At 46.9% G+C, this 18,856-nt stretch carries 18 protein-coding genes and 1 pseudogene; 7 read left to right on the top strand and 12 right to left on the bottom strand.

The window, feature by feature from the left end; genetic code table 11:
* Positions 1 to 7 precede the first annotated feature (7 nt).
* Together ICE93_RS06070 and ICE93_RS06065 are read right to left on the bottom strand one after the other, a co-directional pair.
* Entirely contained in the window at positions 8 to 1,390 is a 1,383-nt protein-coding gene (locus ICE93_RS06070) for an amino acid permease (protein ID WP_216186530.1), read from the bottom strand.
* Positions 1,391 to 1,634: 244 nt separating this feature from the next.
* Positions 1,635 to 2,384: a ThiF family adenylyltransferase gene (locus ICE93_RS06065; protein WP_216186528.1), complete on the bottom strand. Its 750-nt coding sequence runs from the start codon at positions 2,382 to 2,384 to the stop codon at positions 1,635 to 1,637.
* A gap of 22 nt (positions 2,385 to 2,406) precedes the next feature.
* Here ICE93_RS06065 and pdxH point away from each other — a divergent pair, with 22 nt between their 5' ends.
* Positions 2,407 to 3,042, top strand: coding sequence for a pyridoxamine 5'-phosphate oxidase (pdxH, locus tag ICE93_RS06060; protein ID WP_216186526.1), 636 nt, complete (start codon positions 2,407 to 2,409; stop codon positions 3,040 to 3,042).
* Positions 3,043 to 3,054: 12 nt separating this feature from the next.
* On the opposite strand, the gene msrA is transcribed toward pdxH, so the two are convergent.
* On the bottom strand, positions 3,055 to 3,627 hold the full coding sequence (gene msrA, locus ICE93_RS06055) for a peptide-methionine (S)-S-oxide reductase MsrA (RefSeq protein ID WP_216186524.1): 573 nt from the start codon (positions 3,625 to 3,627) through the stop codon (positions 3,055 to 3,057).
* A gap of 49 nt (positions 3,628 to 3,676) precedes the next feature.
* Here msrA and ICE93_RS06050 point away from each other — a divergent pair, with 49 nt between their 5' ends.
* Positions 3,677 to 5,074, top strand: a complete 1,398-nt coding sequence (locus tag ICE93_RS06050) for a coniferyl aldehyde dehydrogenase (RefSeq protein ID WP_216186522.1) — start codon at positions 3,677 to 3,679, stop codon at positions 5,072 to 5,074.
* A gap of 4 nt (positions 5,075 to 5,078) precedes the next feature.
* Here ICE93_RS06050 and leuE read toward each other — a convergent pair whose 3' ends face one another.
* The gene (gene leuE, locus ICE93_RS06045) at positions 5,079 to 5,756 is read right to left on the bottom strand and encodes a leucine efflux protein LeuE (protein ID WP_216186520.1); all 678 of its coding nucleotides are present in this window, start codon (positions 5,754 to 5,756) and stop codon (positions 5,079 to 5,081) included.
* 254 nt (positions 5,757 to 6,010) lie between these two features.
* On the opposite strand from leuE, the gene ICE93_RS06040 reads away from it, so the two are divergent.
* Positions 6,011 to 7,483, top strand: coding sequence for a DEAD/DEAH box helicase (locus ICE93_RS06040; RefSeq protein ID WP_216186518.1), 1,473 nt, complete (start codon positions 6,011 to 6,013; stop codon positions 7,481 to 7,483).
* A gap of 2 nt (positions 7,484 to 7,485) precedes the next feature.
* Positions 7,486 to 8,058: a chorismate lyase gene (locus ICE93_RS06035; protein WP_216186516.1), complete on the top strand. Its 573-nt coding sequence runs from the start codon at positions 7,486 to 7,488 to the stop codon at positions 8,056 to 8,058.
* A gap of 16 nt (positions 8,059 to 8,074) precedes the next feature.
* Here ICE93_RS06035 and ICE93_RS06030 read toward each other — a convergent pair whose 3' ends face one another.
* Positions 8,075 to 8,899 carry a uroporphyrinogen-III synthase gene (locus ICE93_RS06030; RefSeq protein ID WP_216186514.1) on the bottom strand — a complete coding sequence of 275 codons (825 nt, stop codon included), beginning with the start codon at positions 8,897 to 8,899 and terminating at the stop codon, positions 8,075 to 8,077.
* Positions 8,900 to 8,913: 14 nt separating this feature from the next.
* On the bottom strand, positions 8,914 to 9,879 hold the full coding sequence (gene hemC, locus ICE93_RS06025; RefSeq protein ID WP_216186513.1) for a hydroxymethylbilane synthase: 966 nt from the start codon (positions 9,877 to 9,879) through the stop codon (positions 8,914 to 8,916).
* 43 nt (positions 9,880 to 9,922) lie between these two features.
* On the opposite strand from hemC, the gene argH reads away from it, so the two are divergent.
* Genes argH through ICE93_RS06010 form a run of 3 tightly spaced genes read left to right on the top strand, consistent with a single transcriptional unit; the run spans position 9,923 to position 13,424 of the window.
* A complete protein-coding gene (gene argH / locus ICE93_RS06020; RefSeq protein WP_216186510.1) occupies positions 9,923 to 11,341 on the top strand; it encodes an argininosuccinate lyase in 1,419 nt (472 codons plus the stop codon).
* Positions 11,342 to 11,346: 5 nt separating this feature from the next.
* A complete protein-coding gene (locus tag ICE93_RS06015) occupies positions 11,347 to 11,898 on the top strand; it encodes a TRAP transporter small permease subunit (RefSeq protein ID WP_216186508.1) in 552 nt (183 codons plus the stop codon).
* Positions 11,895 to 13,424, top strand: a complete 1,530-nt coding sequence (locus ICE93_RS06010; RefSeq protein ID WP_216186506.1) for a TRAP transporter large permease subunit — start codon at positions 11,895 to 11,897, stop codon at positions 13,422 to 13,424. The genes ICE93_RS06015 and ICE93_RS06010 overlap by 4 nt, the downstream gene beginning before the upstream one ends.
* A 12-nt stretch (positions 13,425 to 13,436) precedes the next feature.
* On the opposite strand, the pseudogene ICE93_RS06005 reads toward ICE93_RS06010, so the two are convergent.
* The 6 genes and pseudogenes from ICE93_RS06005 to ICE93_RS05980 form a co-directional block, all read right to left on the bottom strand.
* A pseudogene (locus ICE93_RS06005) lies at positions 13,437 to 13,698 on the bottom strand (Txe/YoeB family addiction module toxin).
* A complete protein-coding gene (locus tag ICE93_RS06000; protein ID WP_216186504.1) occupies positions 13,688 to 13,945 on the bottom strand; it encodes a type II toxin-antitoxin system Phd/YefM family antitoxin in 258 nt (85 codons plus the stop codon). Before ICE93_RS06000 ends, ICE93_RS06005 begins: the two are co-directional and overlap by 11 nt.
* A 108-nt stretch (positions 13,946 to 14,053) precedes the next feature.
* A complete protein-coding gene (locus ICE93_RS05995; protein ID WP_216186502.1) occupies positions 14,054 to 16,321 on the bottom strand; it encodes an arginine/lysine/ornithine decarboxylase in 2,268 nt (755 codons plus the stop codon).
* Entirely contained in the window at positions 16,318 to 17,235 is a 918-nt protein-coding gene (locus tag ICE93_RS11495) for an ion channel (RefSeq protein ID WP_216186500.1), read from the bottom strand. Before ICE93_RS11495 ends, ICE93_RS05995 begins: the two co-directional genes overlap by 4 nt.
* Before the next feature lie 12 nt (positions 17,236 to 17,247).
* The gene (dcd, locus tag ICE93_RS05985) at positions 17,248 to 17,814 is read right to left on the bottom strand and encodes a dCTP deaminase (protein ID WP_216186498.1); all 567 of its coding nucleotides are present in this window, start codon (positions 17,812 to 17,814) and stop codon (positions 17,248 to 17,250) included.
* A gap of 40 nt (positions 17,815 to 17,854) precedes the next feature.
* Positions 17,855 to 18,697: a formate dehydrogenase accessory sulfurtransferase FdhD gene (locus ICE93_RS05980; RefSeq protein ID WP_216186496.1), complete on the bottom strand. Its 843-nt coding sequence runs from the start codon at positions 18,695 to 18,697 to the stop codon at positions 17,855 to 17,857.
* Positions 18,698 to 18,856 lie beyond the last annotated feature (159 nt).

The raw sequence follows: 18,856 nt of genomic DNA, 5'->3' as shown, positions 1-18,856 counted from the left end.
TCTCCTTTTATTTAAAGTCACGCTTACTTGCAGTTTTGCGATGTAAGCCCACGACATAAAACATCATGAGATACACGCCCATTAAGCACGGCCCCACTATTAAGGCAATCCGCGCATCCTCGTGAAAGCCCATTAACACCACTACCAAAGCAATGAATGCCAAAGCGAACCACGAGGTATACGGCCACCAAGGAGCGCGATAAGCCAATTGAGCCACTTGGGATTTAGATAGAGAGCGACGGAATTGAATCTGCGTAATCAGAATGGCAACCCAAACCATCAAGCCAATGAACGTGACTGCCGCCATCATGTATTGAAAAGCTTTATCAGGCATGAAATAATTCAGTACCACGCCCGTCATGCAAACTCCAACCGTAGACATCACAGCACGATGCGGAACGCCATACTTTGAGAGCTTTGAAAAAGATTTAGGCGCATAACCATTAGACGATAGGGAATACAACAAACGCCCACCGCTAAAGATGCCCGCATTACATGACGAAAGTGCAGCGGTAATAACAACAAAGTTAATTAGTCCTGCAGCCTCACGTAAGCCTAATCTTTCAAACATCACAACGAATGGACTTCCTTGCTGACCAACTTGATTCCAAGGGAAGATTGCCAAAATCACAAGGATGGCGCCCATATAAAAAATCAGAATGCGCCATGCCAGGGAATCAATAGCCATCGGAATCGTTTTTTGTGGATCCTCAGCTTCGCCTGCAGACAAGCCAATCATCTCGATACCAACGTATGCAAATAAAACCATTTGTAAGGACAGCAACATTCCATTAGTCCCATTTGGGAAGAAGCCGCCGTGTTGCCATAGATTGCTTAAGCCAATCGGTTGCCAATCATTTGTAAATCCGAACAAAATGACAGAGCCGCCAAGCGCAATCATGGCGACAATCGCTACCACCTTGATCAAGGCAAACCAAAACTCAAACTCTCCAAACACTTTTACGGCAATAAGATTGATTAAGCCCATCATCACGATTGAGGAAAGCGCCCAAATCCACTGCGGCGTCTCTGGAAACCATATCCCCATATAAATACCTACAGCAGTGACTTCGGCAATGCCGACCACAATCCAATAGGTCCAATAACCCCAGCCCACCATATAACCCGCCAATGGACCGACATAGCTATTGGCATAAGCCGCAAAGGAACCCGCTACAGGCTCATGCACTGCCATTTCACCAAGGGTACGCAAAACAATGAAGGCAACCAAGCCTGCAAGCAGGTAGCCCAAAAGAATAGACGGGCCAGCAATTTGTATGGCGCTAGCCGATCCAAGAAATAAGCCGACGCCGATCGTTGAGCCTAAGGCCATCAAACGAATATGACGTACTTTGAGGTGGCGCTTTAGGCCGGTGTGTTCAGTCTGCAAGAGAGACCTCCTTTCGATTTGTCATTGGCGATTTACCAACGGAGCAAAGTCTAGGGAGGACTGCTGATGAGCACTAGAGGTGAAAAATTACTAAAGTGACGAATTGACTAAATCTGAGTAGAGATAAATAAAAATGTCTTTTAAATCAATGCAGGGTTTGCAATAAATTATTGGTGACTGCAAAAGAATCAGTAAATTCCTACAGGGAATCCCCTTAAGGATTTCAGGCGCTTTTTACAAAAAACTACTGAGCAGCAATCAGATTGAGTATTTCCGCAGCCGCAGCCAAGCCACAGGCAGCAGTAACCATCACCGTAGAACCATAGCCTGAGCAGGCTAAGCCACCGCTAGAAGCACCAGCACGCGGTTCGTGAGAGTAGATGGCACGGATGCCAATTTTTTTCTTAAGATTTCTGGAGAATCCATGATCTTGTCTTAGCCCTTGGCGAACCTTAGCTAGCAAAGCATCTTGTTCGGTGCGCGAGAGATCTTCACAACGCACGGATGTGGGATCAGATTTTCCGCCAGCAGCACCACACATTACTATTGCACGCTGATTTTTAACAGCCCAAACAGATAAAGCAATTTTAGTTTGTACTGAATCAGTGGCATCTAACACCAACGCATTTTCTGGAACGAGTCGATCAAGATTTTCTGGTTCTAAAAACGCATCACAAGAAGTGAGTTTGATTTCTGGATTAATCTGCAGAATGCGTTGGGTCATCGCCTCAACCTTAGCTTTACCGTACTGCCCTTCCAAAGCATGCAATTGCCTATTTGTATTGCTCTCGGCAATGTGATCAAAATCAATCAAGACTAAATGTCCTATGCCAGTGCGCGCCAAAGCCTCGGCAGCCCAAGAGCCAACTCCTCCTAGACCTGCCACCACTACAGTTGCATTCAGAAAACGTTCACGTAGCTCTGGTCCGTAGAGTCTGGAGACTCCGCCAAAACGTCGATTTTCTAAGCTGCCTTCTGCCTTGTCTTCTGCCATAGCTTCTCTTTATACTGAATAAATGGACTCCATTGCTCAACTCCGCAAAAATTACACCTTTGGCCAGCTATCAGAGACCGAAGTTCCTCAGGACCCCCTACAGCTTTTTCAACTCTGGTTTGAACAAGCAGTGAAGGCAGAGTGCCCGGAACCCAATTCCATGACCTTAGCAACAGCAGATCTAGCGGGAAATCCATCAGCCCGTATTGTCTTACTAAAAGGCGCCGATCAAAACGGCTTTACCTTTTTTACCAACTACGAAAGCCAAAAAGGCCGTGATTTAGCCATTCGCCCGCAGGCAGCCCTACTCTTTCATTGGCATGAGTTAGAGCGCCAGGTGCGGATTCAGGGTGTTGTTGAGAAAGTAACTGCTGCTGAAAGTGATGAATACTTCCACTCCCGTCCACCCGCTTCCAGAATTGGTGCCTGGGCATCCCCACAAAGCACTGCCATACCCAACCGAGAATTCTTAGAAGAAGCTGAGAAACGCTTTAAGGCGGAATTTGGTGACAAACCCCCTCGTCCAGAGCATTGGGGTGGTTACCGTCTACGCCCTACTGAAATTGAATTCTGGCAAGGTCGCCCTTCGAGACTGCATGACCGCATGCATTACAAGCTTGATGGACATCAGTGGCATGTGAATCGCCTAGCGCCCTAAGCTTTTATAGATTTAGGAATACCGGGGCGCAATAAGCGATTTAAATTTCGCTCTAAATTTAGCCAACTTGGGCGCAACCACCGCCATGCAATACCCTTGATAGGGGTGCTGCTGAAAATAATTTTGGTGATAGGCCTCTGCCGGATAAATAGTTGGCGCAGTTTCAATCTGCGTGACTACAGGATTGGAGTAGATTTTCGATTCCTCTAACTCCCCCACTACTTCATGTGCAATCTTGGTTTGCTCGTCACTATGCGTAAAGATGACAGAACGATATTGGGTGCCATGATCATTTCCTTGATAGTTCAAAGTGGTTGGATCATGAATCACAAAGAAGATTTCCAGTAAATCCCGAAATGAAACCACTTGCGGGTCAAAGAAAATATCCACGATCTCTGCATGGCCAGATACGCCAGTGCAGACAGCCTCATAAGTCGGATTAGGTATCACTCCACCGGCATAACCAGAAACAACGGATTTCACACCGGCAATTTGCTGATAAACCGCCTCAAGACACCAAAAACAGCCTCCGCCAAGGGTTGCGCGCTCTAAAAGGGGTTCGTTTTTATTGATATTTGTTTCCATGGCTTTATCCTAATACCTTATTCAAATGTCTGCTAACCAATAATCCCCTATGAATCGCTTCACTATCCAACTCGACGAAATTAAAGCAGCCTTTGCTGCCGAACCAAATCCTACGATTGAAGTCAGGTTAGATCGCATTGTTCGCATTGAAAAAATGATTGCAGCTAATGAAGAGAAAATTTGCAAAGCGCTTGAGGCAGACTTTGGAGTACGCCATTCCGTAGAGACAAGGCTTGCTGAATGCCAGATGATTTATCAGGCATGTAAATATACTCGCAAGCACCTTAAAGAATGGATGAAGCCAGAGCAAAGAGAGGTGCCTTTTCATATGGGCGATTCATATGCCTATGTTGAAAGTCAACCGCTGGGCGTGGTTGGCATTTTGAGCCCGTGGAACTATCCCGTTCAATTAGCCCTCATTCCAGCGATCGCTGCTTTTGCTGCTGGTAATCGCGTTTGGCTAAAACCATCCGAACGCAGCTCACGCACCTCCGGATTTGTTGCGAGCTTAATTCAAGAATATTTCCACCCAACAGAATTTTGTGTCACCACTGGCGGACCGGATGTAGCTGAGCAATTTGCAGCGCTGCCTTTCGATCACCTCTTCTTTACCGGCTCCGGTACGATCGGCAAAAAGGTTATGCGCGCTGCTGCCGAGAACCTCACGCCAGTCACTCTAGAACTAGGTGGGACGACCCCCGTCATTATTGATAAAAGTGCCAAACTCAAAGATGCGGCCGCCTCTATCACCTATGGAAAGTTGCTAAATGGTGGGCAAACCTGCATTGCCCCAGACTATGTGTTGCTTGAACCAAGTCTTCAAGAAGCATTTATTCAGGAGTTGCAAGCTGCAGCACAAACTCAATTTAGCAATCCTGCAGAATTAACTGGACCGATTGACGAAAGACAACTGCAGTACTGGCAACACTTAGTGAGTGATGCGCTAGATCGTGGAGCAAAAGCAATCCCCCTTTTAGATAACCCAGGCGCCGGCACGCGTCCATTTGAACCAATTGCATTGATCAACGTTTCGCCAGAAGCGCGCATTCTGCACGAAGAAATCTTTGGACCTATTCTACCGATCGTGACTATTGCCGACACCTCTGCAGCGATTGCTTATGTAAATAACAAACCAAATCCCCTTGCCCTGTATTGGTTTGGTAAAGATAAAAAGAATATGAAGCGTGTTTTGAGTGAGACTCGCTCTGGCGGCGTTACTGTCAATGACACACTGCTTCACATCACTATTGAGGATCTGCCTTTTGGCGGAGTTGGTGCTAGCGGCATGGGCAGCTATCACGGCAAAGCAGGCTTTGACACCTTTAGCCACCAGAAGTCGATTCTTGAGGTGCGCGGCTTCTTTGGCTTAAATCTTTTCAAAGGCACAAAATCAGCGCGACCTCCTTACGGAAAAATGACCGAGTGGTTATTGCGCTATTTGAGGTAATACCTCAGACAAGTAGCAGCCTGATTGCAAACCCAATAAATAAGATGCCGGCTAGCATCCAGAGTGCTGCGGCAAAACGGGGGCGCAATTGAAAGAATCTTAAAGAGGCTTGGCCCACGCCGATGAGGCATGCCAAATAAGCCATGCTCATTACCTGCAGAACAATTGCCAGATAAAAGAAGGTATGCAATGGGCGCACAAAATCCGGTCGAATAAATTGCGAGAAGAAGGCAATAAAGAAAAAGATTGCTTTGGGGTTTGTGAGTGATAGCGTCAGTGCAGCCAATGCTGGATGTAAACGCATCAAGCGCATTTGAACTTCAAGCCGTTTTGCTTCCATGCCTGATGACCAACGTTGCTGACCATTTCGAAATAAGCCGTAACCCATCCATGCCAAGTAGGCAGCACCGAGAGTGCGTACAAGACTAAAAGTGATAGGTGAAGCAATCAAGATAGATGCGGCCCCTAAAACAACGGCCATCATCAATAACGAGTCACCAAAAAAGATGCCGATTGCACCCCATGCTCCAGCACGCCAACCCTTTTGAATGGCAATCGTTAAGACATAAAGCGAATTTGGACCAGGCAACAAAATAATGAATAACGTCCCAAGCAAATAACTTGAGAAATCCATAATTCCAGCATTACTGGGTGATAAGAGATCAAGGGAAAGCCACTCCATCACTCAATCATATAATTAATTCGGGAAAACCCTTGTAATCAAACCCTCAAACTGTCATAATGAGAGGCTTTTTTAAGCAATTTGATTCATCGCCCCCCAGCTCTATTTCAGCGTACCGTTTAGAAGTCATAGACACAGAAGTTACAAAAACGCGCTGCCGCTTGTCTGATGGTCGATGCCTTTGACCATCGCATCCTATAAAAAACCATGGGTGCAACATACGGAGACATCCCTTAAAGGGGGTGTGTAATAGCATGACTTTTTCTAAAGAAACAAAACACGGGTCACATGACTCAAAGAGCTCTGGAAATGAATTTCAGAATTTTGCCCTTGCGGCATCACTCCTCAAAAACGTTGCTGAACTGGGTTTTACCAAAGCCACGCCTGTACAAGCTCAGGTTATTCCTGCGGCTTTAGCTGGTGGTGACTTATTGGTCAGCAGCCAAACCGGTAGCGGTAAAACTGCAGCTTTCTTATTGCCGATGATTCATCAGCTAATCGAAGGTAACCCGAACAACTCACCTGTACCAGGTCGCGCACAACCAAAAGTGTTAGTGCTCTGCCCTACTCGTGAATTGGCTCAACAGGTTGCCGCCGATGCAGTGAACTTAGTTCGCGGCATGAAAGGTATTCGCATCGCAACTGTGATGGGTGGCATGCCTTACGGCAAGCAAATCCAAGCATTAAAAGGTGCATTGTTAGTTGTAGCAACCCCAGGTCGTTTGCTCGATTTGTGCGACAGCAAGGCAATTCGCTTAGACGACGTAAAACAACTCGTTATCGACGAAGCCGATCGCATGCTCGACATGGGATTTGCTGATGATCTCGAGGCTATTGATAAGCGTTGCGCAGGCCGTAACCAAACTTTGATGTTCTCTGCAACTTTTGCGCCGAAGATTATGTCTTTAGCAAACGAGTTGACTACAGATGCCAAGCGTATTGAACTTGCTCACGCAGGTGAAAAGCACGCCAACATTGAACAGAAGTTGCATTGGGCTGACAGCATGTCACACAAGCATAAGTTGCTTGAGCACATTTTGGCTGATGCCGATTTGGATCAAGCGGTTGTATTTGCAAGCACTCAAGTTGAGAGCGAAAAAATTGCTGATACCTTGCGTGCTAATGGCTATGAAGCTACCGCCCTTCACGGTGCAATGCCTCAAGCTGTACGTATGCGTCGCCTTGAGTCTTTGCGTAAAGGTCACACCAAGATTTTGGTTGCGACTGACGTAGCGGCTCGCGGTATTGATGTGCCACGTATTAGTCACGTGATTAACTTTGGCTTGCCAATGAAACCAGAAGACTATACGCATCGCATCGGTCGTACCGGTCGTGCAGGTCGTAATGGTGTTGCCATCACTCTGGTTGAACATCGTGATCGCGCCAAGATCCGCAATATCGAGCGCTTTACACAGCAAGACATCGTTGCTTCAGTCATCGCGGGTCTTGAGCCACAAGCCAAGCCAAGCTTTGGTGGCGGCGGTCGTCCTGGTGGCGGTCGCTCAGGCGGTGGCTTTGGTGGCGGTCGCTCAGGCGGTGGCGGTGGTCGTTATGGCTCAGGCGCTCGTTCAGAGTCTCGCTTTGGCGGTGGTCGTTCAGGCGATTCACGTCCTGCGCGTTCTGCTGACTCACGTCCAGCACGCTCTGGTGATTCACGCCCTGCAGGTGGTCCGCGTTTTGCGAAACCAAAGGCTGGCGGTCAACGTCGTAACTTTAGCGGTAGCTAAAAATGATCCACCGTAATCGTCTCCGTTCTGCATGGAATCGAGTCGGTTCCGGTGAAATCCATCGGGCGCCACGCGAGTGGCAACCTTGGCTAAGCGATACCAGGTCTCTCACCCAAAAAATTGAGAAAGCAATTGGGCAAAAACTAGAGGTGCAGGTTTTGCGTGACTGCCGTCAAACACTTAATAGCGACGAAAGTCGCTATTTTCATTTCAAGATTAGGCGCTGTAGAGTTCGTGAAGTACTTCTTTGCGCCAATGGAACCCCTTTAGTAATGGCACACAGCGTCATCCCCACCTTCAGCTCCAGCGGCAGTAATCATGCGGTCCTGCGCCTAGGTACAAAGCCTCTAGGGGCTGTCTTGTTTGCCAAAACACGTATGCACTCGAAGGCAAAGCCCCCGCGAGATATTGCTCGTTTAGATAAAAGCAGTGAATTATGGAAAAAATGCTCTAAACATTTTTCTGATTTGAATTCCCCGTTGTGGGCACGACGCACTCTCTATCGTCTAAAGGGTCATCCCATTTTGGTAAATGAAATTTTCTTGCCTGCCCTATTGGATGCTGTGAAGTTTTAGTTCTTCGCTTTTGCTTTTAGATTGTTAACCAAGCTAAAGTAGATTTAATCAAAGCTTCATCACCTGGCTCACTGGTAAAGACTTCACCAAACCCAATTAACTCAGCCGCATCAGCAATATTGTGATGCGGGCATAGCGCACTTGCACTATTTAGGTTTTGAATAAATTGATCTTTCATGACCTCACCAAGATAACGCACTGCCTCAGAAGAAGTGAGTAGCCAAAGAGATTTACTCAAATCCATTTCTCGCACGAGATCCCAAGCAGGGTTATCCAGATCTAAAGGCACACGACTGTAGGTAGAAATCGCTTCTACAGTAGAGCCCGCCTTTGTTAATGTGTCAGCCAACCAATCACGGCCACCTTCACCCTTAAAGATCACGACTTTTTTATTCTGCCAATTCCATTGAAGGGTTCCAAGCTCCCGCCATAAACCCTCAGAGTCCCAATTTTCATTATTTTTAGGAATGATGATGGGGGTAGGAGTTTCTTCTAAACCAATGCCATGGTTTTTTAGAGCTAAATGACTACTGCCACCCATCACACCAATCGGAATGATCTTTTTAGAAAAGTCTTGCCAGTCACGTTCCAATAAACGCATCACGCTTTCAATGGCATTCGGGCTCACAAAAATAGCTAAGTCGGCATCACTCAGTACAGTCGCAATGTGGTCCGCCAAATATTCATCAGACTTCGGAACAATAGTGAGCAAAGGTAACGATAGTATCTCTGGCAGACTACGTTTTCCTACGCCACTCGCTTCGATTGCACGAGTAAGGACCTCAATCAGCTGGCGCGTTTGGCCGCTAGGTCTGGTAACGACGATCGTTTTAGTGCTCATCGCTACTAATGCGCTTATTTAGAAATCTTTGGAATTAAATCTGCAGCGCCCTGGGACAGCAGATCTTTTGCCACCGCTAGACCCAAAGCTTCCGCATCCTCAACCGACTCTACTTGTGCACTGCCATTAGCAAGGCAAATAGCTTTGCCATCGGTGCTTGCAACAAATGAGCGAATCTTCATTTGATTTTGATCCCACACAGCATGTGCAGCTAGCGGCACCTCACATGAACCACCCAGCTGACGGGATACCATGCGCTCAGCAGACACAGCGAACAGGGTTGGTAAATCATTTAATGGAGCAAGCCATTGCTTGATATTGGGATGCCTGCTTAATGTCTCAATACCCAAAGCGCCCTGACCTGCAGCAGGCGTGTAAGGATCGTATGGCAAAAATGCACGGATGCGTGACTCCAAACCTAACCGTTTTAAACCAGCAGCGGCCAAAATAATGGCTTGATACTCGCCTTTATCTAATTTACCCATACGCGTATCTAAATTACCGCGTAATGGTTGTATCTCGAGGTATGGAAATTTGGCACGCAAAACAGATTCGCGTCGCAAGCTAGATGTACCAACAATCGCTCCAGCAGGAAGATCCTCCAGGCCAGCGTAATCATTCGATACAAAAGCGTCCCTTGCATCTTCTCTTGCCATCACACAGGAAAGGTCAAAGCCCTCTGGCATCACCATAGGGACATCCTTCAAGGAGTGCACCGCCAAATCTGCACGGCCATCCTCCAGAGCGGTTTCTAGCTCTTTTACAAAAAGACCCTTACCACCCACTTTAGAGAGGGCTCTATCCAAAATCTGGTCACCACGGGTAGTCATCCCCAAAATCTGGACATCGCAGTCCGGATATAGCTTTTTAAGACAATCTCGGACGTGCTCAGCCTGCCACATGGCTAGGCGACTTTCACGGGAGGCAATTACGAGGCGCCTTGGGGCTGCCGCAGGGGTGGAATTCAGGGTTTGGGACATAACATTTAAAATAATCAAAGACCTACACCAATATACTGTGTTTATGAGCTCATCAAATAATTCCTTAGACAACAAAGCCCAAGCTTGGTCGGCCCGTTTTGCCGAACCCGTTGACGAACTAGTACAGCGTTATACAGCCTCTATCGGCTTTGATCAACGCTTTGCGATGGTAGATATCGCTGGATCCTTGGCCCATGCTGAGATGTTGGCCACCCAAAAAATCATTAGCGCCCAAGATTTAGCCGATATTCAAAAGGGAATGGCACAGATTAAGAGCGAGATTGAGTCAGGCCAATTTAAATGGCAACTTGCTCTTGAGGATGTTCACCTCAATATTGAGGCTCGTCTGACTGCCTTAGTTGGTGATGCTGGCAAGCGTTTGCACACTGGCCGTTCACGCAATGACCAAGTGGCAACCGATCTACGTCTTTGGTTGCGTGGCAGCGTAGATGACATTGCTATCACCCTGAAATCTTTACGTGTGGCATTGTTGGATTTGGCCGAGAAGCATGCTTCAACCATCATGCCTGGTCACACCCACTTACAAGTAGCGCAACCAATTACATTTGGCCACCACTTGATGGCCTACTATGAAATGTTTAGTCGTGATGCAAGTCGCTTAGCCGACTTGCGCGCTCGCTTTAATCGCTTGCCTTTGGGTGCAGCAGCATTAGCAGGAACCACTTACCCAATCGATCGTGAGCAAGTTGCCAAGGCGCTTGGGTTTGATGGCATCTGCAATAACTCCTTGGATGCAGTATCTGATCGTGACTTTGCAATTGAGTTCTGCGCCTTTGCATCCATCTTGATGATGCACGTATCACGCCTCTCTGAAGAGCTCATACTTTGGTTGAGCCCACGCTTTGGCTTTATTGATCTACCTGACCGCTTTTGTACTGGTAGCTCAATCATGCCGCAGAAGAAGAATCCTGACGTCCCTGAATTAGCTCGGGGCAAGACTGGTCGTGTTTATGGTGATTTGATTTCTTTGCTGACCTTGATGAAAGGTCAACCGCTCGCCTACAACAAAGACAATCAAGAAGATAAAGAGCCTTTATTTGATGCTGTCGATACCGTACAAGATACCTTGCGTATTTTTGCTGACATGGTTCCGCACATTGAAGTCAAAGCTGAAGTAATGAAGAAGGCTGCTGAAGAAGGATTTGCAACAGCAACAGACTTGGCTGACTACTTGGTTAAAAAAGGCTTGGCCTTCCGTGATGCACATGAAGCTGTAGCGCATGCTGTTAAGGCTTGCGTTGGCAGAAATTGCATGCTGACTGACCTAAGCCTCTCAGAACTTCGTTTTGCTTGTGGCCTTGATAACCGCCCTGAGTTAATAAGTGATGATGTTTTTGCATTGCTTACAGTCGATGGCTCAGTTCAATCACGCCAACATGCTGGTGGCACCGCCCCAGCTCAAGTTCTTGCAGCCATCAAACGGGGTCGTGCTGACCTCTAAATTGCATGGGGTTTTGGTCCAAACTCTCTGCAGGCATTGATCGTGTAAACCAGCTTCTGGGCAAGGCAGCCAGCATTATGATTTTGCTGTCATGCGTAGTATCAGCGGCCAATGCACTTCTACGCTATGGATTGGATATCAGTAACAACTGGCCCCTTGAGCTGCAGTGGTACCTCTTTGCTGCCGCAGTCATGCTTGGTGCCTCTTATACGCTGAGACGCAACGAGCATGTCCGGGTTGATTTAATTTATTCCCAACTCTCTGATCGCGGCCGTTTATGGGTCGACCTATTTGGTTTAACTTTCTTTTTGATGCCGGCCTGCATTTTGTTTACATGGCTCTCATGGACCACTCTTTTTTATCCATCCTGGTTGGTGATGGAGCACTCCCTGAACTCTGGTGGATTGGCGCGCTACCCTATTAAGTTTGTGGTGCCATTTGGATTTTTCATGCTGAGCCTACAAGGCTTCTCAGAAATCATCAAACGTATCGGCGCACTCAAAGGTGAAATTTCCCTACCCGCCGAAGACCTTCGTTACGAAAAGCCGATGCAATGATTCCATTGGAGTGGATGCCGCCCTTAATGTTTGGTGGGCTGATCGTCTTTATGTTGATCGGCTTTCCAGTCGCTTTCTCACTGATGGCAGCAGGATTATTTTTCTCCCTCATTGCAATTAGCGAGGGTTTTTTTGGGATGGCATTTTTGCAGGCTATTCCACAACGCATCTTTGGTAGCGTACTCGCCAATGATCTATTGCTAGCTATTCCTTTCTTCACTTTTATGGGCGCCATTCTGGAGCGCTGTGGTCTTGCAGAAGAAATGCTTGACTCAATGGGACAGCTATTTGGACGCGTGCGTGGAGGTGTGGGCTACTCAGTCATCATTGTTGGCTTTATTTTGGGTGCAATTACTGGCACTGTAGCCGCCCAGGTAATCGCTATGGCAATGATCTCATTACCAGTGATGATGCGTTACGGCTACAACATGCGCTACGCTACGGGCGTTTTGGCAGCTTCTGGAACCATTACCCAGCTAGTGCCTCCATCTTTAGTATTGATCGTATTGGCTGATCAACTTAAAACACAAAGCGGCAGCGCTGATGTTGGCAGCATGTATTTAGGTGCGTGGGGGCCCTCACTTCTACAGATCGCTCTCTTTGCGCTTTACACATTCTTCTTGAGCCGCATTCGTCCGGACTACCTACCGCCTGTTCCCGAGAGTGATCTCACACTAAAGGGTATGGCGCTTTGGAAAAAATGTCTTATGGGAATCATCCCATCTGCAGTGCTAATTTTTTTAGTACTAGGGACCATCATGACTGGTATAGCCACCCCAACTGAGTCGGGAGCGATGGGTGCAATGGGTGCGCTGATACTAGCGTGGATTCGAAGGGCCAACATTCCGAATTTAAAGGGATTGGTTCAGGAGGCATATCAAAACACGATGCGCATTACTGCCATGGTGGTCTTTATATTAATTGGATCGACTTGTTTCTCTGTCGTGTTTCAAGGGGTGGATGGCGGCTTCTGGGTTGAAGAGCTTTTTTCTAATTTACCCGGTGGCTGGGTTGGCTTTCTAGTTGTAGTGAATTTATTTGTTTTCTTCTTAGCCTTTTTCCTAGACTTCTTTGAAATCGCATTCATCGTCGTACCAATGCTGGCACCAGTAGCAGTCAAATTATTAGCTCCGGTACTTTTAGCGTCCATGAATGGCAATCCACAAGCTGCGGCTAGCGCTGCACTGGTTTGGTTTGGGGTCATGCTGTGCGTCAATATGCAAACCTCTTTTATGCATCCGCCATTTGGCTTTGCGCTTTTCTACCTCAGGGGCGTAGCACCTAAAGAAGTCAAGAGCAGCGATATTTACTGGGGTGCACTACCTTGGGTAGGGTTGCAATTGCTAATGGTTGTTGTAGTTATAACCTTCCCAGCCTTGGTGACAACTTTCTTGGATAAGCCCGCTGCAGTCATAGAGAGTCAGGATTTCAACTTCACGAGCGAAGAAAACACACTTGATAACTCAACCCCTAAAGTAGATGAAGATGCTCCGGTAACTTTTCAGCTGGATAAGCCTATCAAATAAGCAGCAACACAACTATTCATAGTGGTAGCGGCAAGCAATAACCACAAGCTGGTCTTTTTCATTTGCATACACTAATCGATTAACATCATCGATTCTTCTGGACCAAAATCCTGACAGACTTTCTCGAAGTTCTTCGGGCTTTCCGATTCCTTCTTGAGGATTTCTTAATGCATCCTTGATTAAGGAATTAATGCGCTTTAAGGTTTTTTTATTGTCCCTGCCAATACACATAGTCGGACCATGCTGCATTTGTCCACACCAACCTACTGAGCATCCACCAAGGCCTTTGCTTTAGTTTGCCCCTTGCGATATTGCGCCAAAGATTTCTCCAGGTGTTTAACGTTAGCAGGAGATTTTAATAAATGGAGTGTTTCCATCATACTGTTATAGGTATTCAAGGACATGACTACAGCATCTTCTGCATCTCTGCGCGAGATGATGGCAACATCACAATCATCTACCACCTGATCAATGACTTGCTTAAATTGACTTCTAGCATCAGAAAAATTGATACCCCTCATAAGACTCCATACTTGTACAATATATAGGACAAGTGTAGACAGTATCCCCGTCCTATACAAGCAAAAAACCCCTCTTTTGCGGGGTTTAAGATGTAAAGCATCTTTGAATCAAAGGGTTATGTCGCGCTCTTGTCTCACGCAATCAACGTAGTACTCACTTTTTCCATCAGCACTCGTTTTGACTAGACCGTGGATATCCGTTTCAAATCCCGGGAACTGCTCGTTGAAGTCTCTAGCAAAGTAGAGATAGTCCACGATGCGCTTATTAAAACGCTCGCCAGGGATTAGCAATGGAATGCCTGGAGGATATGGCGTTACCAGCATTGCTGTTACACGTCCTTCGAGCTGGTCTAGAGGCACACGATCAACCTGCTTGTGCGCCATCTTTGCCCATGCCTCTGAAGGCATCATCGCAGGTACCATGTCTGAGGTATACATCTCTGTAGTCATACGGGCTACATCACGACCCTTATAGAACTCATGAATCTGCTGACAAATATCTTTTAAGCCAACGCGCTCATAGCGTGGGTGCTTAGCCACGAACTCAGGCAATACCTTCCACAAAGGCGCATTTTTATCAAAGTGGTCTTTGAATTGCTGCAACTCAGTGACAAGGGTATTCCAACGACCTTTAGTAATACCGATCGTGAACATGATGAAGAATGAATACAGACCACACTTCTCCACGATCACACCGTGTTCAGCAAGGTACTTGGTAACAATGCTGGCTGGGATACCCATAGAGCCAAAGTTACCCTCAATATCAAGCCCAGGCGTTACTACTGTTGCCTTAATAGGATCAAGCATGTTGAAGTCTTTAGCCAACTTACCAAAGTCATGCCAAGCGGCGGATGGCTCCAAAATCCAATCTGAACGCTCGCCAATACCTTCATCTGCTAAATGGTCTGGACCCCAAACCTTAAACCACCAGTCAGCCCCAAACTTATCATCGACTTCACGCATGGCGCGACGGAAGTCCATTGCTTCGGCAATCGACTCTTCCACCAGGGTTGTACCGCCAGGTGACTCCATCATGGCAGCAGATACATCGCAAGACGCAATAATCGCGTACTGAGGACTAGTCGAGGTGTGCATCAAATAAGCTTCATTGAAGCAATCCCGATCAAGCTTCGCATCTTCTGCATCCTGCACCAATACCTGGGATGCCTGCGATAAACCGGCCAATAACTTATGAGTTGACTGGGTGGCAAACATCAAACTCTTCTTGGTGCGCTTACGGTCTGAGCCAATGGCGTGCATATCCTTGTAGAAAGGATGGAAGGCTGCATGCGGCAGCCAAGCTTCATCAAAATGCAATGAGTCGACTTTGCCATCGAGCATTTCTTTAATCATCTCAACGTTGTAGACAATACCATCGTAAGTGCTTTGTGTGAGCGTCATGACACGAGGCACAACGTTTTTATCCTTGATGAACGGATTAGCATCAATCTTCTTCTTGATATTTTTCCATTCAAACTCTTCTTTTGGAATCGGACCAATGATGCCCAGGTGATTACGGGTAGGCATTAAGAAGATAGGAATCGCGCCCATCATGGTGATGGAATGAATGACTGATTTATGGCAATTGCGGTCAACCAATACAACATCGCCAGGAGCAACGGTGGAGTGCCAAACAATTTTGTTTGATGTTGACGTGCCATTGGTGACGAAGAACAAATGGTCAGCATTAAAGATACGGGCAGCATTGCGCTCACTCTGCAACACCGGGCCAGTGTGGTCCAACAGTTGACCCAACTCCTCCACGGCATTACAAACATCAGCACGGAGCATATTTTCACCAAAGAACTGGTGAAACATGCGCCCTACTGGGCTCTTTAAGAAAGCAACGCCGCCAGAGTGTCCAGGACAATGCCAAGAATACGAACCTTCAGAGGCATAGTTCGTTAACGCGCGGAAGAATGGTGGCGCTAGAGAATCTAAATACACCTTTGCTTCGCGAATAATGTGACGCGCAACAAACTCCGGCGTGTCTTCATTCATGTGAATGAAGCCATGCAACTCACGCAAGATATCGTTAGGCATATGACGTGAAGTACGAGTCTCGCCATACAAAAAGATTGGAATATCTTCATTACGCTTACGCACTTCGGTAATAAAAGCACGTAGGTTATTCAGAGCAGGAAGATCATGGTCTTCAGAATCGGAATCAAACTCTTCATCATCAATCGAAACAATGAAAGTAGATGCACGAGAAGCCTGTTGAGCAAACGAAGTTAGATCACCATAGCTGGTTAAGCCAATAACCTCCATACCCTCATTCTCAATCGCCTCAGCGAGGTCACGAATTCCTGAGCCCGAAATATTTTCGGAGCGAAAGTCCTCATCGATAATGATGATTGGGAAACGAAATTTCATAAATACTCCCCTGCTAACTTGTCCGATGTATTCGGAACCCACTTATCAAAATTGGTTAGATCAATTACTCGATCGCCGTCTGGTAATGCTGCGACTATATCGATGAATGTCGCATTTTGCTGCACATCTTTAGGTAAGTAAACATGACGAGCGTAGACCTGATTAGCTAAGCTCTCGTGATAACCCGTAAAGGTAATGAGCAAATGCCATTGACGCTCAATCGCTTCTTTACCCAAGTAGTCCTTTAAGGCGCTTGTCTCATCCAAACTATGCATTGCAGTCCAGGTTAATGAGAACACTGGGCTCTCAGAGCGGTGTAACTGCAATTCGACTGAGCGGCGATAGCGTTCACCTTCACTTGTCATACTCTCCGCAATGAGCCAGAGGCGCAACTGTGCTTCAACAATATGTGAACTGCGATCATTTGCCACGCGAAACTTAAATGTTTGTACACCATCATGACTTCCAACGACAGCTACTTTAGAGAAACGGACACCAGCAGTAGGCCTAGTGAAGCGCGCAAAAGCCAAGCCGGTGGTTAATGCGGAATACACAATCCCAAAAAAAGCCTCAAAAGTCACAATTGCATTTGGCCAGCTACCTATCGGCGTCATACGACCATAACCAATCGTTGCCATAGTTTGCACGCTAAAGAAAAAGGCATCTAATAAGTATCCTGATCTTGCATTAGTAATTGCACCATCGCCACAGGCTAAATAAGCAAATGCAAATAGGAGATTGGTACCCAAGTAAACAAAGACCACCAGCAGCAAGAAACTACGCCAGCTAGTACCTAATAGCCAGTGATAAAAATTATTCTCTGGACGCGCAATTTCAGTACGTGAGAGTGTTGCGCGATATTCATCTAGGTTAATTCGCGCAGGACGGCGATTAAACGGAAAGAATTTACGCACTGCCGTAATGGCTTAGGTCTTAGGCAGGGTAACGCCCCGCTGACCTTGATACTTACCGCCGCGATCTTTATAGGAGGTGCCACACACTTCATCACTCTCAAAGAAGAGGACTTGGGCACAACCCTCACCCGCATAAATCTTGGCAGGCAATGGAGTGGTATTTGAAAACTCTAAAGTAACGTAACCTTCCCACTCAGGCTCGAATGGTGTGACGTTCACAATGATGCCGCAACGCGCATATGTGCTCTTACCAACGCAAACGGTTAAAACGCTACGTGGAATCTTGAAATACTCAACCGTTCTTGCTAGCGCAAATGAATTCGGAGGAATGATGCAGACGTCACCTTTGAAATCAACAAAGGATTGCTCATCAAAATTCTTTGGGTCAACGATGGTGCTATTGATATTGGTAAAGATTTTGAATTCGTCTGCACAACGAATGTCATAGCCATAGCTTGATGTGCCATAACTTACGATTTTGTTGCCTGAGGCGTCTTGGCGAACTTGCCCAGGCTCAAATGGGCTGATCATGCCTTGCTCGCCCATGCGGCGGATCCAGTGGTCAGATTTAATAGTCATGGGCGAATTGTAAAACCTTCGCCCTTACCTGCCCATGAAATTATTGGGGTTTTTGGCTAAAAACGATCCTCTCCGGGGCGTTATAGATCTCGAAGTGTTTGCCAGAGCAGCGGGACAGGATGGTGAGGTTGGTTTTGCGAGCCAGCTCCAGCCCCATTAAGGTGACTCCTGAGCGGGTTAGAAGGAAAGGAATGCCCATCTGGGCGCCTTTAATGACCATCTCCGAGGTTAGGCGGCCAGTAGTAAAGAAGATGAGATCTTTGCCCGGTTTATTGGCTAGCCACATCAAGCCAGAAATCGAATCAACCGCGTTATGGCGACCAACATCCTCAATGAAATGCAATAGGCGCACGCCCTCATTACCGTCGCGCTCAAAAACTGCGCAAGCATGGACCGAGCCAGACTTTTTATAGATGGTGTCATGGATGCGAATGGAATCAATCAAGGCAACAATTGCCTCTTGGGACAAAGTCGGACCCTGGGGAAGCTGAATCTCGTCCATCTCCTCGATCAGGCCACCAAACATCGTCCCTTGACCACAGCCGGTAGTTACAACCCGCTTACTAGTTAAGGCATCAATATCCACCGTGCTTCGGCGGGTTTTTACAGCGGCTGAATCGGTCTCCCAATCCACCTGAATACTTTCAATGTCATCAGGAGACTCAACCAGGCGCTGATTACGTAAATAGCCAAGAACTAGAGCTTCTGGAGCGCTACCTAGAGTCATTAGCGTCACAACTTCACGCTTGTCCAAATAGATAGTTAGAGGGCGCTCACCAGGAATATGGGTCTTTTTAAGACGTCCCATTTCATCTATAACCTCAACCTCGTGCACTACAGGCACGGAGGCACAGGACATCTGAATATTGGGTTTTGCTGCCATAAATACTCTCTCGGGGTCGGGCTTATAGGAAGTTTATCGGGGTTTATGAAGACTTCACGGTGCTTTACTTTAACCGCAGACTAAAATCACTGCACCAGCCCTCATAATTGAGGTCTGCATCCCAGTTAACCTTTTAACCCTCTTATTTAAGCCCGCATT

Source organism: Polynucleobacter sp. MWH-HuK1, from assembly GCF_018881815.1.
Taxonomy (GTDB): domain Bacteria; phylum Pseudomonadota; class Gammaproteobacteria; order Burkholderiales; family Burkholderiaceae; genus Polynucleobacter.
Note: the sequence above shows the minus strand (reverse complement) of the source record. Positions and strands in the feature narration are given on the sequence as shown.

Bases quoted from the DNA above. Each gene is read 5' to 3' on its own strand.
- ICE93_RS06065 (WP_216186528.1), bottom strand. From the start codon at position 2,384: ATGGCAGAAGACAAGGCAGAAGGCAGCTTAGAAAATCGACGTTTTGGC.
- pdxH (WP_216186526.1), top strand. From the start codon at position 2,407: ATGGACTCCATTGCTCAACTCCGCAAAAATTACACCTTTGGCCAGCTA.
- msrA (WP_216186524.1), bottom strand. From the start codon at position 3,627: ATGGAAACAAATATCAATAAAAACGAACCCCTTTTAGAGCGCGCAACC.
- ICE93_RS06050 (WP_216186522.1), top strand. From the start codon at position 3,677: ATGAATCGCTTCACTATCCAACTCGACGAAATTAAAGCAGCCTTTGCT.
- leuE (WP_216186520.1), bottom strand. From the start codon at position 5,756: ATGGAGTGGCTTTCCCTTGATCTCTTATCACCCAGTAATGCTGGAATT.
- ICE93_RS06040 (WP_216186518.1), top strand. From the start codon at position 6,011: ATGACTTTTTCTAAAGAAACAAAACACGGGTCACATGACTCAAAGAGC.
- ICE93_RS06035 (WP_216186516.1), top strand. From the start codon at position 7,486: ATGATCCACCGTAATCGTCTCCGTTCTGCATGGAATCGAGTCGGTTCC.
- ICE93_RS06030 (WP_216186514.1), bottom strand. From the start codon at position 8,899: ATGAGCACTAAAACGATCGTCGTTACCAGACCTAGCGGCCAAACGCGC.
- hemC (WP_216186513.1), bottom strand. From the start codon at position 9,879: ATGTCCCAAACCCTGAATTCCACCCCTGCGGCAGCCCCAAGGCGCCTC.
- argH (WP_216186510.1), top strand. From the start codon at position 9,923: ATGAGCTCATCAAATAATTCCTTAGACAACAAAGCCCAAGCTTGGTCG.
- ICE93_RS06015 (WP_216186508.1), top strand. From the start codon at position 11,347: ATGGGGTTTTGGTCCAAACTCTCTGCAGGCATTGATCGTGTAAACCAG.
- ICE93_RS06010 (WP_216186506.1), top strand. From the start codon at position 11,895: ATGATTCCATTGGAGTGGATGCCGCCCTTAATGTTTGGTGGGCTGATC.
- ICE93_RS06000 (WP_216186504.1), bottom strand. From the start codon at position 13,945: ATGAGGGGTATCAATTTTTCTGATGCTAGAAGTCAATTTAAGCAAGTC.
- ICE93_RS05995 (WP_216186502.1), bottom strand. From the start codon at position 16,321: ATGAAATTTCGTTTCCCAATCATCATTATCGATGAGGACTTTCGCTCC.
- dcd (WP_216186498.1), bottom strand. From the start codon at position 17,814: ATGACTATTAAATCTGACCACTGGATCCGCCGCATGGGCGAGCAAGGC.
- ICE93_RS05980 (WP_216186496.1), bottom strand. From the start codon at position 18,697: ATGGCAGCAAAACCCAATATTCAGATGTCCTGTGCCTCCGTGCCTGTA.